The 17435-nt window shown below is 26.8% G+C and carries 15 protein-coding genes, 2 pseudogenes and 1 riboswitch; of the genes and pseudogenes, 3 read left to right on the top strand and 14 right to left on the bottom strand.

Annotation, left to right across the window (positions count from 1 at the left end):
* Positions 1–9: 9 nt before the first annotated feature.
* Complete coding sequence (locus NGI68_RS12195; RefSeq protein WP_251861748.1) at positions 10–963, bottom strand: flavodoxin family protein; 954 nt, start codon at positions 961–963, stop codon at positions 10–12.
* Between the two features lie 206 nt (positions 964–1169).
* Here NGI68_RS12195 and NGI68_RS12200 point away from each other — a divergent pair, with 206 nt between their 5' ends.
* The gene (locus tag NGI68_RS12200) at positions 1170–2423 is read left to right on the top strand and encodes a PucR family transcriptional regulator (protein ID WP_251861749.1); all 1254 of its coding nucleotides are present in this window, start codon (positions 1170–1172) and stop codon (positions 2421–2423) included.
* A gap of 199 nt (positions 2424–2622) precedes the next feature.
* On the opposite strand, the gene thiM is transcribed toward NGI68_RS12200, so the two are convergent.
* The 13 genes and pseudogenes from thiM to NGI68_RS12265 form a co-directional block, all read right to left on the bottom strand.
* On the bottom strand, positions 2623–3453 hold the full coding sequence (gene thiM, locus NGI68_RS12205; RefSeq protein ID WP_251861750.1) for a hydroxyethylthiazole kinase: 831 nt from the start codon (positions 3451–3453) through the stop codon (positions 2623–2625).
* A complete protein-coding gene (gene thiW, locus NGI68_RS12210; protein ID WP_251861751.1) occupies positions 3398–3967 on the bottom strand; it encodes an energy coupling factor transporter S component ThiW in 570 nt (189 codons plus the stop codon). Before thiW ends, thiM begins: the two co-directional genes overlap by 56 nt.
* Before the next feature lie 308 nt (positions 3968–4275).
* Positions 4276–4381, bottom strand: a riboswitch (TPP riboswitch).
* Positions 4382–4908: 527 nt separating this feature from the next.
* A pseudogene (locus NGI68_RS12215) lies at positions 4909–5620 on the bottom strand (polysaccharide deacetylase family protein).
* 98 nt (positions 5621–5718) lie between these two features.
* Positions 5719–6390 carry a response regulator gene (locus NGI68_RS12220; RefSeq protein WP_251861752.1) on the bottom strand — a complete coding sequence of 224 codons (672 nt, stop codon included), beginning with the start codon at positions 6388–6390 and terminating at the stop codon, positions 5719–5721.
* Entirely contained in the window at positions 6390–7949 is a 1560-nt protein-coding gene (locus NGI68_RS12225; protein ID WP_251861753.1) for a sensor histidine kinase, read from the bottom strand. Before NGI68_RS12225 ends, NGI68_RS12220 begins: the two co-directional genes overlap by 1 nt.
* A gap of 260 nt (positions 7950–8209) precedes the next feature.
* The gene (locus NGI68_RS12230) at positions 8210–9208 is read right to left on the bottom strand and encodes a 2-hydroxyacid dehydrogenase (RefSeq protein ID WP_251861754.1); all 999 of its coding nucleotides are present in this window, start codon (positions 9206–9208) and stop codon (positions 8210–8212) included.
* Between the two features lie 37 nt (positions 9209–9245).
* Positions 9246–10292, bottom strand: a complete 1047-nt coding sequence (locus NGI68_RS12235; RefSeq protein WP_251861798.1) for an AEC family transporter — start codon at positions 10290–10292, stop codon at positions 9246–9248.
* Between the two features lie 466 nt (positions 10293–10758).
* Complete coding sequence (locus NGI68_RS12240; protein WP_251861755.1) at positions 10759–11841, bottom strand: hypothetical protein; 1083 nt, start codon at positions 11839–11841, stop codon at positions 10759–10761.
* A gap of 25 nt (positions 11842–11866) precedes the next feature.
* A complete protein-coding gene (locus NGI68_RS12245; protein ID WP_251861756.1) occupies positions 11867–12076 on the bottom strand; it encodes a hypothetical protein in 210 nt (69 codons plus the stop codon).
* Between the two features lie 375 nt (positions 12077–12451).
* Positions 12452–13024: an ATP-dependent Clp protease proteolytic subunit gene (locus NGI68_RS12250; protein WP_251861757.1), complete on the bottom strand. Its 573-nt coding sequence runs from the start codon at positions 13022–13024 to the stop codon at positions 12452–12454.
* A gap of 228 nt (positions 13025–13252) precedes the next feature.
* The gene (locus NGI68_RS12255; RefSeq protein ID WP_251861758.1) at positions 13253–13600 is read right to left on the bottom strand and encodes a YmaF family protein; all 348 of its coding nucleotides are present in this window, start codon (positions 13598–13600) and stop codon (positions 13253–13255) included.
* A 157-nt stretch (positions 13601–13757) separates the two neighbouring features.
* The gene (locus NGI68_RS12260; RefSeq protein ID WP_251861759.1) at positions 13758–14003 is read right to left on the bottom strand and encodes a hypothetical protein; all 246 of its coding nucleotides are present in this window, start codon (positions 14001–14003) and stop codon (positions 13758–13760) included.
* A gap of 121 nt (positions 14004–14124) precedes the next feature.
* On the bottom strand, positions 14125–14391 hold the full coding sequence (locus NGI68_RS12265) for a DUF1599 domain-containing protein (RefSeq protein ID WP_251861760.1): 267 nt from the start codon (positions 14389–14391) through the stop codon (positions 14125–14127).
* Positions 14392–14817: 426 nt separating this feature from the next.
* Between NGI68_RS12265 and NGI68_RS17295 the strand changes: the two are divergent.
* Positions 14818–16125, top strand: a pseudogene (locus NGI68_RS17295) (IS110 family RNA-guided transposase).
* Between the two features lie 199 nt (positions 16126–16324).
* Complete coding sequence (locus NGI68_RS12275) at positions 16325–17308, top strand: sulfide/dihydroorotate dehydrogenase-like FAD/NAD-binding protein (RefSeq protein ID WP_251861761.1); 984 nt, start codon at positions 16325–16327, stop codon at positions 17306–17308.
* Positions 17309–17435 lie beyond the last annotated feature (127 nt).

Here is a 17435-nt window from a genome sequence, read left to right on the forward strand (position 1 = left end):
ACTATGATTTTATTTTTTTATTTCGATACCTGGAAATTTTAATTCTTTATATTTAGCAAACTTTTCTTTAACAATAGCTAAATTTTCTTCTGTATAAAATCCACCTTGTGTATGCTCAATTTCTCTTAAATGCTTTTCTCTTCCCTCTACAGATGTACGATCACGACTTAAACCATCTTCCTGAATCACAAACTTCCACTTGCCATCTTCTGTCTTTTCTAAATTTCCACCTGCACCACATACTTGACATTCAACTGGGAAACGTACACCATCCCATTGCATTTCTCCCAAAATTAACGCATTAGAATGGCAATGTGGGCACCATCCCATATTCTCTTCTCCCATCCATGCTCTTTCTTTAGCTGGAGTATTTAATGATTTCATAATGTTTTCTCCCATTTTATGAGCACGCTGAATCATGTCATCATGTAATAAGCATTGTTTTGGTGCTGGTACTCTAGTTGCTAAATACATGTCTACTACTTTAAAATCATTTGTAAAACAGGTAGCTTGTATACTTTCTAAAGCCATTGATTGCCATGAACGAGTAGAACCACCAACTGAAATTAATCCAGCAACTCTATCTTTATGTTCAATTGCTCCAATTAATTCTAAAAATGCTGACTCATATGCTAAATTTCTATGCATAAATTTTAAATATGTGGCTGTTGCCGTTAAATCATATGTAGGCGCTGATACAATTAAGGCATCTACATTTAACATTACTTTCATGATTTCTTCTTTATCATCTTTTTTACTTAGTGTACATCCAACATTTTTCCCATTAATCATCCCCTGTGTGCAAGCTGTACAACCTGAACATTCCATGATATTATAATCTCTTAAATTAATCATCCTTACATGTGCACCTTGTTCTTCACATGCAAGTAATGCCTCTTTCAATAAAATTTCCGAATTTGAATCCTTTCTTCCTGCTGTAATACCTAATACTGTAAAACTCATACTGTCATCTCCTTTTCATAATGTTAATATGTCTGTATTTTATTATTTTTTAATAAAACATAAATTTCTGCTTACAGAAACAAATGAATTAGTATAATATTAACATGTATAGAAATGCCATTCATCCAAAATAAGTTTTAAAATATTAACTTGAAATATATAATATTTAGACATTTTTATAATTATAATAAAGTAAGGAGAAGCCTATGCAGAAGAAATATGATTTATATAAAAAGAAATATGAACTTTATGATAGTTTATTCACTAAAAGTACTGTAGATGAAATTGTTAATACATCTGAGAATTTTTTAGATAATCCCATTTTCATTTTAGATACAAGCTATCGTATTATTGCCAGATCCAACCTTGCAAAGACTGAAAATTCAAGTGTTGAATCACATAACGGAGAAAATTATCTTCTATCAAATACTATTAAATTGATGAAAAAAGATAAATGCATGGATACTATTTATAAAACAAATACTGCTTTCTTTCATTATTCTAATGAAAATTTAATCTTTTGTTCAATTAGAGTTAATTGTATCACCATTGCATATATAACTATTTTGCAAAGCAAATGTACCTTTCAAAAAGAAGATCTAGATTTAACAAATATATTATCCAAAGTGCTTTCTATACAAATGCAGAAAGAGAACCTATTTATAAGTAACTCTGGATTAGATGAAGAATACTATTTAATGGATTTATTATTAAATGGTTTAGATAGTATCAGTTACGCCAAAGAACGTTTAGCTCGTAGTAATTTTATCTTAAATAAAAATCTAGTAATACTTTCAATACCATTTAAACAAAAATACAAAGATTATAGACATAACTTTGCATTAAAGCAATTAATTCAATCTGTAAAAACCATATTTAAAAATTGTATTTCAGCATATTATTCTGATAAAATTATTTTTCTTATTAGCAGCAAAGATGAGTATATTATTTATGACAATAGAAAAAAAGATTTATTAGAATTTTTAAATTTAAATAATTTGAAATGTGGGGTCAGTATTGTTTTTCAAAACTTATTGGATATACAAGACTTTTTTAATCAATCAGTGCATGCCTTACAATTATCAATATATATGAAAATAAGTAACAGACTTAATTTTTTTGAAAATTATATAGAATATTACTTATTTTATATAGCTACACATCCAACCAATGATTTATATAAACTAAATTTAATAAATTTAGTTCATCCTTGGATTAAAAAACTTATAAAATTTGATAATGAGAATAATACCCAATTATTTGAAACTCTAAAAACTTATCTAAAAAATGATAGAAATGCTAATAATACTTCCAAACAACTGCATATACATAGAAGTACTTTCTTTTATCGTTTTAATAAAATAAAGAGTTTGATTAATATGCCTTTAGAAGATAATAATAATCTATCTAAATTAGAGTTATCATTTAAGATTTTAAATTATAATGCATTACTTAAATAGAAAAATAGTGCATCATACTATCTTATATGTACTATGAACATAATATTAACCCATTATTTATATGTTTAACTAAAAACAAGTATGATGCTTATATATCCTATTTATTTCATTAATTTAATTATTTTTTTCTTAACACCATAATAGCTGAAGTTCATTTTTATTTTCTGTACTTTAAATTATAGATTATTACTATCTATTGCTATCTAAATTTACATTTTATTCTTTCTGTTATAGTATCATCAGAAATATTTAACATACTGTCTATAATCTCAGTTTTAAATGATCCTGTCCCCTTAGCATGCTGAGAAAGCTCGCCACATATCCCCATAAGAATTGTAGCGAGAATAGTCCCTTCTAGTATATCATGAGAAGATATATAAGTTGCTATAATGGCCGTAAGCATGCATCCTGTACCCGTTATCATTGAAAGCATTTCACATCCATTTGTTATTAAATATGTATTAAAACCATCTGTTACTATATCTGTTTGTCCTGTTGCTACAATAATAGCACCTGTTTTCAATGACAACTCCTTCATCATTTCTATATTTTCATCAATATTTTTTTCTGTTGCAATATCAGATATACCAACATCAATGCCTATTGCGTTACTTTTTATATTACAAATTGCTTTTATCTCAGACATATTCCCTTTGATCACATTGGGCTTGCATTCTAAAATAATTTTTTTTGCATACTCTAGTCTAAGCCTACTACATCCAACGCCTACAACATCAATTATTTGTGGAATTTTATTTTCAAATGCTACTTTACCAGAAATCAGCATAGATTTCATTCTATTATCTGTTATATTACCAAGATTAATACCCAGTGCTTTAGAAACGCCAGTAATTTCACAAACCTCTAATTGATGTTCTGCCATAATAGGTTTACCACCAACTGCTAAAATCATATTTGCGCAATCATTCATTGAAATGGGATTTGTAATATAATGTATAAGAGGTTTTTTAAATTTAACATCCTGTTTTATTTGTAATAACTTCTTCATTGTTATTTCTTGGTTTATCATAAACTCTAGCCCCCAACCTTATTTGAATTTTTTTAAGTATACCTCTTCTTTTTAATTCGACTAAAAAAATAAATGCAATTATTCCTCCTATAAGCGTTCCCATAATAAATGAAGGAACATAAAACATCCATGTAAGTCCTGTTCTTCCCCATATAAATGTCATAATAGGGTATGAAAGTATAGCTCCTATGACTCCTGTTCCTATAATTTCACCTATAATAGCACATATCAAGATTCCTTTAGACAATCTGTATAAAATTCCAGATAAAACTGCTCCAAAAATTGCTCCAGTCAAAGCTAAAGGTGGAATTCCCATAAAAAACATTCTTATCACACCTATCAATGTGGCACAAATCAACGAATACCAAGGGCCAAGAAGTACGGAGCATACAATATTTATAAAATGAGCCATAGGACACATTCCTTCAATTCTGAGAATTGGTGAAATCACAACCCCCATTGCCACCATCATTGCTAGCATAAGTTTTTTTAATAATTTTGAGTTTTTTTCCATAATAAAAATACCTCCTAATAATATTTAACTCCCTAATATATCATATAGGAGATAAATGTTATTATTGAGGTATACTCTTATATACTCTTAGCATAACCAAATAGCAATCCCATATATGATATAATCCATATTGGTCGGTCGAAGCTCAAAAGCTTCCTCTCACCTTGAAACACAAGTTCCCTCGCTATTTAGTTGTTTTGTTAATATAAACAAAGGGCGCTCCCCCATTGCTTATGAAACATATACTATTTAAAATAAAAATGAGATATACCAAACTAAGGCATATCTCTTTATACTCATAAAATATATAAATAGTATAAAATATTTCCTTACGTCGGCATTACCCGAATCAAGTTATAGGTCGAAGCATAAGCTTCCTCTCAGCCTGATATACAAGCTCCCTTTTAAAAAAATTATATCATATTATTTTACTGGACTCAATAAAATCTTTTATTAAATCATAGTAAAAACTTATATACATAAATATTAATTAATATTTTATTTTATGCTTCATCACCTCACTTAATAATATTACTTAACTACACATTACTATTATGTTTCAACATTTATTTTCTAATATTATCATTACTTATTTTCATTTTATATCTTTATAAAATTTATCCAAATAATTTTATTTATTAGTATTCTCTGCTTTATAATATAATCTTTCCATATGTAATACTTATGATACTCTGTTCTATACCTTTTTAGTTTATTATTTTCAGTAAAAAATTTAATTGTTTTTGATCATATTAGGATTTTTATAAATATTTGATTTTTATATAACATATAAAAGATCCCATTGCCAATATCAATGGGATCTTTTTAAAAAATAAGGAGGTCTCTAACTATACCCAGTTTATGGGAATCTTTATATTTAATATTCTATAAGAATTTAAATATTCCTTCTTAAAATCTCTAAATAAATATTTTTTTAAAATTTATTTATTTTTTAATGGAAAATAACATTCAGGTGTTTCATCATTAATAGTCTTAAACTCATAACCTTTATCTTTATAGAATTTTATTATATCAGGTAAAACTTTACAAGTATTTTTTTTCATATAATCACAGTGCACAAGTAATATTATAGGTTCAGATTTTTTATTAATCTCTGTAGCTTTTTTAAATATTTTGTTAGGTGACATCTTTGGTTTTATACCATCTTGTGAGTCAACATTCCAATAATATACCTTAAAACTTTTTTCTCTAATTGACTTTTAAATTCTTTATTCAACCTCTTTACACTACCCCCTGGGAATCTAATTATATTTGTATTAACACCTGTTACTTTATGAATTTCTTCCTGACATCTTAACATTTCATCTATAAATACCTCATTACTAGAATATATTTTTTTGAAATCATGAGTATAAGTATGCAATCCCATACTGTGTTCTTCATTTTGTATTCTTTTTATAGTATCTTCTTATCCTTTAATTTGATTTGCTATGATAAAAAAGTTGCTTTCACATTGTATTTTTTTAATGTATCTAGTACCTTATTAGTATTTTCACTAGGGCCATCATCAAAAGTTAAATATATTACATTATGTTCTTCTGAATGATTTTTATTAGTTACTTTATTATCAAAAGCATATACACAAATACTTGATATACATAGTAATAAAACTAAACTAATACTAAATTTAATGCTTTTTTTATATTTTTATAATTCTCTAATTGTATTATAGGAATATATATATTTTAGATGTTGAAAATCATTTCTTATTATAAAATCCTTCTTTCTAATTATTTTTTATATATATAGTTATACTCTGGTCTTCCCACATTACCATAAACAGGAGTTACTTTTACTCTATTTATATTTTCTAAATAATCCATATATTTTTTCACTGTAACATTACTAATGTCTGTTTCACAAGATATTTCTCTAATAGTCCAAGTTTTACATTCTTTTCCTTCTAAAACTTTAGCTATTTTTTCTAAAGTTCTCTTTTGCAGTCCTTTAGGAAGATGTAATTTTTCTTGATTTTCAAGACAGGATATATTATCTATTTCCTTTTGCTTAAATTCATCACTCTTTGCTAAAACTTCCTCTATAGACATATATTTTTTTATAGCTTCACTAAATCTATCAAACTCGAAAGGTTTTACTAAATAATCTATTGCACCATAAGCAAAAGCTGTTTTAATTTCATTTCTACTATTTGCTGCAGTTACCATAATAATATCTACAATGTACCCTTTTGCTCTTAAACTCTTTAATATATCTAATCCACTTTTTTTAGGTAAATAAACATCCAAAATAATTAAGTCTACATGTTCTTTATCTAGTACATCAATTATTTTCTCTTCTTCTGTAACACATCCTAAATAATTTAATCCTTTTATCAAATTTACATAACTTTTATTTATTAAAGCGACCATAGGATCATCTTCTACTATAAGAACATTTTTCATTATCTTTCCTCCTTAAATAAAGTTATAATAAATTTCTTTTCATTTTTTTCTTCTTTCAAATTTATAATCCCTTCATGAAGTTCTACTTTTGTTTTTACAAGATAAAGACCAATACCAGCATTTTTATCACTATTATATTTTGAAGAAATACCTCTTTGAAAAATCTTGTTTCTTATACTTTTAGGTATGGCCATACCATTATCTTCCACTTCAATATATATTTTCTCATCATCTTCTTTTAACTTAACTTTAACTTGTTTATTATCATTATTTTCACAAGTACAAGCCTCAAAAGCATTACCTATGAGATTGCCTAATATAGTTATAAGATCATCACTGCAAATTGGCCCATGATCTTCGTAAAGACATGAATCTTCTGATACTTCAAATTTAATATTCTTCTCTTTAGCAATAAGTTTTCTACTTATTATCATAGCCCTAATATAAAAATCCCCTATATAAGAGTATTTTTCATTATTACTCTCTTGCATCTTTTGAGTATTCATTATATATTTTTTTGCTGCATCATACTGCTCTATATTTATAAGCCCTAATATAACATGAAGCTTATTTTTAAATTCATGAATACTAGCTCTTAAATCTTTAACCAATTCATCTGCACCAGTTATTTCCTTTGCAATCTTTTTTATATCTTTTTTATCTGTAAATATAATTACCTTACCTAAATATTTTTTTTGTTCATATATAGGATTAATTGTTACAAAAAGATTTTTTCCATTAATACGTATTTCTCTCATATTAATTAGCTCATTTGATTCCAAATATGGCTTAACCTTTTTTAAAACTTTTTCTAATGAAAAATCTTGAAAAAGCATTGCACAATTTTCATTTATCTCTACCACTTTATTACTATTATCCAATGCTATAATTCCATCACTTATGTTATCTATAATAATCTTCTTTTCCTTATATAATCTTGCTATTTCTTCTGGTTCCATATTAAGCATTGATTCTTTTATGCCTCTTACAAAATACTTAGTAAAAATAACAGTAAATAAAATTGCCACAACAAACAATAAACAATACAATATCTGTGTTTCCCAAGTCAGCCATTTTACATCATTATAATATTTACCTACCATAACAAAACCAACTCTTTTATTATTATAAAATACAGGCTCAAAACGTCTTAATGTAACTCCTATGGATCCTTGTGTTATAGAATAATAGGCTGTCCCTTTTTGTAGTACATCCTTTTTATCCTCACCTATAAATATATCCCCTATTTGCTTTACATCATTATGAGAATATTTTACTCCATCTATATCACCTATTACTATTATGTCTGCATTAGGAACACTTTTTACATACTTTTCCGCAATTTTTTGTATTGTCATATCATTTTCTTTTTTGGCAAGCTTTTCTCCTATTTTATCAATATGACTTACAGTGAAAGCTATAGTATATAAGTTGTCCTTTATACTTTTGTTTATAAATGTAGTCTTATCATACAAAAATATTCCATAGGATATTATAATAGGTATTACTGCTATCAAAATTGCTCTAATTACTATCTTTCTTTCAAATTTACCTCTCATATTTATCACCAATTTATATATTTGAAAATATTATAACATATTTATTCTTTTTTTGCTAAATCCCTTCTATTATTTGGTATATTATTTTAATATAATTAAAATAATATTGAAATATATGCTTTTTACTACTAAATACTTTCTTACCAATCTAATTATATCCCTAAAATTTATAAACATTATTATACTTCACTTTATCTTAAATATATATACATTATCATAGAAATAAATCACTAGAACAAACTCTAGTGATTTATTTGAAATTACGCTATTTCATTTTCACATTTCCCTGCTGTAATAAATTCATTCATATTTTTATATGAAATACTAATCATATTAGTTAATGCTTGATCAGTAAATGATCCTATATGTGGTGTTACAATAACTTTTGGGAACATATCCACTAGTTTGTTTACTGCCTTGTTTTCAAGTTCTCTTCCTCTTAAATTTTTGGAGAAAAAGCTGGATTCTCCTTCAAAAACATCTGTACCATATCCTCCAAGTTTTCCTGATTCAAGAGCATCTGATATAGCATCATTATCTTGAAGTTCTCCTCTTGCAGTATTTATAAGTATTGCTCCTTTTCTCATTTTAGATATAAATTCTTCATTAATCATATGATAATTTACACCTTTTATATATGGAACATGAATTGTAACTATGTCTGATTTAGAAAGCACCTCTTTAAGAGCCATAAATTCAACTACTTCTTTGGCTGCATCGCTTTGGAATACATCATAACCTACTATTTTAGCTCCAAGACCTTTGAAAAGTTTAGCACTAGTAAGACCTATTTTCCCAGTTCCGATTACCCCTACAGTACAATTTCTTATTTCTTTACTAAACATTTTAGAATCTACAGTAAAATCTTTTTTTCTAGTTTTGCTAGCAGCATAAGCTGTATTTCTTAATAGCATCATAGCCAATGTAACCGCTAGTTCTGCTATTGCATTTGGTGAATAAACAGGTACTGTAGCAATTCTCATTTTAAATTCTTTTACCGCTTCTAAATCTATATGATTATACCCAACAGTTCTTGTAAGAATATACTTAACTCCATTTGAAGCTAAGAATTCTATGTTCTTTCTGTCTGCTTTGCAATTTCCTCTTATCATCACTGCATCCGCCCCTATAGCTTTAGCAGCATTTTCATAATTTAAAAAATCACTAACTAACTCAATTTCATATCCAAAATTGTTTAATTTATTAAAATAAGTAACTTCTATATCTCTAACACCATAACATACGATTTTAGTTGACATCATTATACCTCCCATTTAATTACTAATACCATAAAATCTATGCAAATAAGTTCAATTGTTTTATAACTTCTAATGCTACAATCCATATAGGCATAAACACTATACTAAATATAGTTGAAAGGAAAGAACAATTTGAAGTAATAAGTGCTTCTTTATCAAAGCTAATTGAATAAGCTGCTGCCACTGTAGCTGTAGGTGTAGCCATTGCAATAACAACTGTAGCCAAAGCCATATGAGAAATTTTTAATATTCCTGTAACTGTTAAAATATATAATGCAACAATATTTAAAGCAGGAACCAATATTACTTTCATAAGTGTATAGTACCAACATTCTTTAGAAGATACTGCTTCTTTTAAAGAAATTGTAGCAAGTTTACCACCTATAGCAAGCCAAGCCAATGGTGAACATAATTTTGCAAGATAATTTAATGGACTATATAACCATGCAGCTGTTTTATCTATTCTTAAGAAAGCATAACTAGCTGTTTTTCCTCCTTCTGTAACAACAACTTGTGGAAGTGATTTTTGAACTACCCAAATTATCATACCAAAAAGTGTGGCTAACACTATAGGATTAAAAATTATTTTTTTAATATTTGCCTTGTCCATTTTTAAGCCAGACATCTTTACATATCCATAAGAATATAAGAACGCTCTATATGATATATTAAGTATTGATGCATACATTACTCCAGTAGCTCCATAAACAGCTTGTGTTATTGGGATACCAAAGAACGTAGTTGAACCGAATATAGTAAGTACCCTTAAAACTTCTTTTTTATCACCTTTAAATTTAATGTATAATACCTTTGTTATTATTATTAGTAATACGTACATTGCGAATCCCCATATAAGAAGATTCATTGCTTGTTTTAAAGACTTACCATTTATATCTTGCATAAATGAGTTATATGCCAATGCAGGTAATGCAGCTGATAATACAACTTCACTTAAAATCTTTGATGTGGAATCTTTAAAAACTTCCTTCTTTCTTAAAAAATAACCAAATAATATAATTAAAATTGATGATGCTATAGCTCCTACAATTTTAGAGTCTGTGGCTATTTTAATCATTATTTCCATAATATTCACTTATTTTCTACCTCCTATAATTATAATTTTCCCACTTTAAATATTAGGTTTAAATATAGATTGTTTATTTTTTAACTTTGAATGGGATATTAAATATATTTTTATGTATTTATTACAGAAAAGCTTCTCTACTTTGATATTTTTTATACTATCTTATTTTATCTTAATAGTACATCTTAACTAACTTTTTTAATAATTAATTAATTTAATTAAATTAATTAAATTAATTAATTATTTTTTAATTTATTAAACAGAATACTTCTCACATAACTATAATTTAAATTGAAAAATTCTAAAATATATATTATTTTATCTCAATTAATGTTATTTAATTAACGACTATTTTTTAATTACTATCTATAGCAAACCCTTCATAGTTTACTTAATCTATTTAATAAAAAAAGCTCTATGAACTTAAATTTCATAAGTTCATAAAGCTTTTTATTATTTTATGCTACTAAGCTTTAACACCATAGTTTATTATTAAATTAGCTATTTCGCCTATATTAGAATATCCATAAACCACACTGTTTACAACCTTGCAAGAATATATTTTTTCGTTATTGTCATTTTCAACTACAACGCAGTCTCTTTTCAGTCTGCCATTATAATATAAAATATCTTTAACAAAATTATGTGGTTTATTGTATTTTTTAAAAGCTTCTGCATCAATATAGTGCATTAGAGCTACATCACCTTCCATAAGTGCAAATCTACAATCAAAATCTACAGGCCAGCAAGAAGGGGGACATATCATGAGTTCTGGTTCATCTATTACTCTAAGATGACATCCTATTACTGGTAACTTATAATTTTTAATTTTACTTGATATAAACTCTGGTATATCTGGCATTTCTCCATTATATTTAAAAGCCCATATCATATCGTCATCCTCAATAATTTCAAATGCTTCTTCACTTTGCAAACATATTTTAACAACATCATTTAAAATTTTCCAGTTATTACTTATGGGCTCTTTTTTAATATATCTATGCTTATTTAAAATTTCTTTTTTCATTAAATTAATATGTTTATTAGAATTTAGTGTATGTAGTGCTTTTTCTTTTTTAAAACCACATAAGTCAATTATATTCTCGGAATCATAATTATCATTACATTGTATGGTTAAAGGGTTTTCTATATCATCGCATATAAGTATATCACAGGTATTTATATAATTTGTAACAGCACCAATTATAATAATATTTCCTTTTTGTGCGTAGTATTCAGCTTTATTTAATATATTAGTAATTTTTTCTTTATTGTCACTTAAAAAAGTTAATTCATTTTCTATATCATATAATTTTTCTATATTACATGGGGATAGTATGCGCCAAGGGAGTGTGTCTCCATAAGTTCTAAGTAAAAGAATATGCTCTCTGTATTCCTGCAAATAGGTATCTTTATAATTATTTTCTGCTTCTATAATCTCATGTACTATTTTACTTTGAATATTATATAATTTAATTGGTGAGTCAATATTATCTATTTCTTTTAATAAATTTCTTCTTATATATTTTAAATTATCCTCTACTTTCATAAAGAAACCTCCAAGTACTCCTAAACTATCTATTAATATCTATTTGTTGTTTCTGTTTGTTTTTAAACCAATACTTTATTCCTAAGGCATTAAATATTATAAATAACGTAACTCCACATCCTATAAGTTCATTAATTTTTAGATGGGAATTATAATATAAGAAAAAAATCGAAAGATCTATAATAATAATAGAATTAACTACTAAATTTAATATATATTTAAAAAAATCATTCACATTATTCTCCCCCTTTTAAATAATTTTTTAAGTTAATTAAATGATATTCATTTAATTAACTTAAAAAATTCATAATTCAATATTAGCACATCCTATGACCCAAGTAAAATAAGCTTAATTTCACTTCATAATTTAAATATAAATAACTTTAAAAATTCATAATTTATTTATAAACTAACTCCTTGTGCCACTTAAATTGCGCTTACATAATCATATTTTTCACATTAACCCAATACTAAATCAACTGACATTAATATTAGTTTATTTATAACTTTATAAAATAAAACAACAAGCCCTATTTATAAGAACTTGTTGCTTTATTTTGGTATATATAAATCAATATAATAATAAGTTAACTTTTTGTGCTAGTTAAAGTTAGCTTATGGAATTATATTTTGAAATAACTTTGTTTACTATTCCGTAGTCAACGGCTTCTTGAGCATTTAGCCAATAATTTCTATCAGTATCCTTTTCCACTTTTTCAAAAGATTGTCCAGTAGCCTCACTAATTATACTATTAATTCTTTTACGTACTCTCAATATTTCTTCTGCTTCAATGCCAATATCTGTAGCTTGTCCATTAAAGCCACCTAATGGTTGATGTATCATATATCTTGTATTTGGTAAAGAATAACGATCTTGCTTATCTGCTGCAAGATAAATTGTAATAGCAGCACTTGCTACCCAGCCTGTACCAATTACAATTACTCGTGGTTTAATAAATTTAATCATATCATGAATTGTATCTCCAGCCTCAACATGACCACCTTGACTATTTATAAATAATTTTATTGGTTCATCTCCCATTTCTTGTAGAATAAGAAGCTGTGTAGTTATTTTTTCTGCTAGTTCTTGATTTATTTCTCCTGAAATTATGATTGATCTAGATTTCAACAATTTTTCTTGTACTAAAGTTGATTTTTCTTGTTTCTGTTCTTCATTATTCATTATATCATCCTCCTATAAGTACTATAATTAATTTTAATAATAAATACATATTTATTATATTATAAACATTATGAATTTAACTAATTATAACATAATAATGCTAAAATTGTTAATAAGTTAATTATCTAATTTAGTAAGCTCCGATCATATTAATATATTTATTTAAATTTTGAAATAAATATAAACATATGAATAAGAGCCGTCAATTGCGACGACTCAAAATTTTATCTAATCTGTAGGTTCTTCAATTAAAGTAGCAAATATAAATTTATGCACATGACCTCTATCAAGAGTAGTTGTTCCATAAACAAAGTGTACATGTCTACCATCGCCAACTGGTATTGCACGGCCAGTTCTAGCTCCAACTTCATGAAGATGTTGCACAGCAAAATCTGAATTTCCTAATAACTGATGGACATGACTATTGCCACTTGGTATGGCCTCACTAGTAACTCCAGCAAAACGATGATTGTGTGGTATTCCTTCAAAAATTGTAGTACTACCTAAATATTCGTGTACGTGAGTTTGACAGCTTTGAGTTTGTTCTTTTTCACAATCAAAATTTTCATCAAACACAACAATTCCTCCTTTGAAATGAACAAAAATGCTTGTCCTATTATATAATATGAATATCTCTTTGAAAGGTTACCTTACACATGAAACTTTTTAATAAAGAATGAAAATTTCTATTAAAACTATTAAAATAAAAAACAAAAGAGCCCTTATGAGCTCTTTAAAACTTTTCCGCCATATCTTTTAATTCTTCTGGAAGATATTCTTTTAAATATTTAAAATGTATTCTATCTGCCATTTCTGCTGTGGCATAAAATTTAAGATATAAATTTCTTAATTCATCAATTTTTATAGGTTTATCTGTTTCATACTGATCTGTTAAATATATGTCTAATAACTCCATAGCAACATCACGACAATTTCTTTGTATTGGTATCAGATTATTATTTGTTATTTGCTCTGCCATAATATACACATCCTCTCTACATCTTAGTATATTCTCATATATCTAAATATGTTAATGTAGGATGTAAAATATATATGATGTTATTTATATGATTTAAATATAGATTTATGTACCATTAATATTACTCTTCCTTCTCCAGTTCAATTAAAGTCATAATACTATAGTTAGCCAAATCCATTAATGTGTCTTTTATAGATTCATCTACTAGAGCATCCTTAGTGCACAAACTTTGCAGCCTATTAACCTTATCTGTAATTCTAGTCACAGCACTAATTATACCTAATTTCTTATATGTTTCTCCAAAGCTATCACCATAATCATGATTTTTATCTTTATATAACTTATTTAGATTTTCACAGATTTGTTTATGCTTATTTGCTTTATCCATATTATTACCTCCTTATATAATGTAGTTGTAACATTTGATAGAAAACATCTTTATTTTCTAACGAACATTATCAATCTACTTTTTAAAATTATTCTTATATTTTATTTAGCCTATCAGATAATTAATCTCTTCATTTTATGTTTTCTATTAAAATATCTGACAGGAAACTTAACGTTAAAATTAAATCATTGTATAATATCTCCTGAATAGAGGTTAGATGGAAACCTCCAGGGAATCTCGTAGAGATTATACCCGTAAATTAGCGTATCATTCCATCAGTGAGATTTCTATGGTTTAGCTGGTTGGGTTTCCCGTAGGGTGTTCCTATTGAGAATTCCCCCTGTCACAAATAAGGTTATAGGCTCATTGATAGAAGTGGATACTCTATTCTATCTCAAACTAATTAAGGTAAAGGAGATATTAATTATGTCTAATTATTTTTATAATCCAACAGTAGGTATTGATGTTTCAGCAGACTTTTCTATAGTTTCTATTCTTGCACCTAACGGTGATATTTATAGGAAGGCATTTAAGATTAAATATGACGTGGACGGCTTTAACCACTTAGTTAAAGAAATAAAGAAAGTGGAAAAAGAGTTTGACATGAAAACAGGCATTTTCATGGAGTCCACTGGCGTGTACCACTTATTTCTTTTCCACTTTCTTAAAACCAACAACTTAGAGGCTTTTGTTATTAATCCTCTAGTTACTAATTCTAACAAAAATAAAAACATAAGAAAAGTGAAAAATGATAAAAAGGATGCCTTAGCTATGGCTAAAATAGGTAAATTTGAAAATATTAAAGCTTCTAGCTACTTTGATGTTTCTATTTTTACTTTAAAATCTTTATGCCGAGATTACTATAAACTTGTTGATACAAGATCAACATTCAAGAAAAAATTATCTGCTGACTTACGTGTGGTATTTCCAGGATATAACAGTGTATTTTGTGATATAACTGGAGCAACTTCAATTGCTATTCTTAAGTGTTACCAAACACCTCAATCTATTCTTGATACTCCTAGAGAACATATTGTAAAAATTCTTAGAGAGTCATCTAAAAAGAATTTAGCTTGGTGTAACAATACTTATGATAAATTAATTAAGACTGCTTCTAATGCTAAAGATATTGCTATATCATCCATTGGATTATCAACAAAAGTAATTATTAATATTGGAACTATTGAAAACTTTAATAAACAAGTAGAACTAATATTGAAAGAAATAGAAAATGTCTTATATAGCAATGAAGTTTCTTCAAAGTTTTAAAAAAATATCCTGTTATTGATGTCAATACCTGGCGTTGGTTTTATTTCAGCTGTAACTATACTAACTGAAATCGGAGATTTTCAAGGTTTCTTAAAACCTAAGCAGTTAGTTGCATACTTTGGTGTTGACCCCTCTGTTAATGAATCTGGTAAATTTAAAAGTGATAAAGACAAAATATCCAAAAGAGGTACTCGATTTGGACGTAGAGCTTTATATGCAATAGCATTAGCTTCTATAAGAACTAAACGTACTGGGGAAGCCAACAATAAAATCTTACTAGACTACTACAAAAATAATCTAAATGGTAAAAAGAAGAAGGTAGCCTTAGTAGCTATTATGCATAAACTTATTAACTATATCTTTGCCGTTCTACGTGATCAAAAAGAATATGAACAACGTTTACCAAAAATTCATCTGTTTTCTATAGATTATTTTCTCCATGCATTTAATTTGTATGTCTATTAAATTAAGATTTAGTTACATTGTATATTTGTATTATTACTTAAAAATCACTAAAAATCCAGATAAAAATAATGCATCACTTTATTAAATTACTAAATTTTTAACTTATTCTTCTAAAATGAAATATATTATATAAGTTTATGTAACAAAATCATATTTAAAAAATATTTTAATAGTATAAAGATAAAGTGGAGGAATGGGCATGGATTACGAAATAAAAGATTGCATAGATGCTGGTAGTGAATATTGTCCTTGTCATTTAGCTGAAACAGGAGATTGTATACTATGTTCTCAGTTATCTGGGAAAAAATTTTGTGATTGTATAAATTGGAAAGGTGTTTGCATATACCAAGAATTTATATGGAATAACAAAAAGGCTAAAGACGAAAGAGAAACTTATTTAGGCAAAATTATAAAAAAACATAACATAGAAGATAAAACTATAGTTTTAACCATAGAACTGAGCCATAGATTATGTCAGCAATTAGTTTATCCAGGTAGCTTTGTATTTTTAAGAAATAAAAATCATTCTGGTTTTTATGATACACCTATTTCTATAATGGCCGTAGATACAGAAAAGGATTTTATTAAGGTAGCCATTGAAATCAGAGGTGTAAAAACTAAAACCATAGCAAATTTAGATAAAGATGATAATATTTGGGTAAGAGGCCCTTTCTGGAATGGAGTATTAGGCCTAAAGAACGTTTATAGAACTAAAAATGGAACCAGTCTTTTAATCTCAAGAGGCATAGGCCAAGCGCCTTTGGTACCAGTTATGAAAAAATTACACTCTAATGGAAATAAAATAATAGCTATAATTGATAATTCTGGTTATGAAAATATACTAATAAAAGATTATCTTAAATTATACAATGCAGAAGTTATAGAACTAAACACTTTAAATTCTGGCGAGCTTACAGAAGAACTAAAAAATAAACTAAAAGATATTTTAGATAAGGAAGATATTAATATAATTCATTGTTCTGCTCAAGACATTATAATATATAAGCTTGTTGAATTTTTAGGCGACAAAGTACCAATATCTAGTTCTAATAATGCAAAAATGTGCTGTGGAGAAGGAGTTTGTGGTACTTGTACTGTAAGATATAAAGGACATATAGTTAAGCGATTATGTAAAGTTCAAACTGATCCTAAATATGTATTTAAAGAAAGACGTCTTATTTAAATATATACAAATTGCTTAAGCACATATACCTGAAATATAAAAGCATAAGTAATATAATATTTTTTCAAATTATAAAATTAAAAATCTAAAAATAATATAATTAACATAAAACCCCAAGAATTTCACT

The organism is Clostridium sp. Marseille-Q2269, from assembly GCF_943736985.1.
Lineage (GTDB): Bacteria > Bacillota > Clostridia > Clostridiales > Clostridiaceae > Clostridium_F.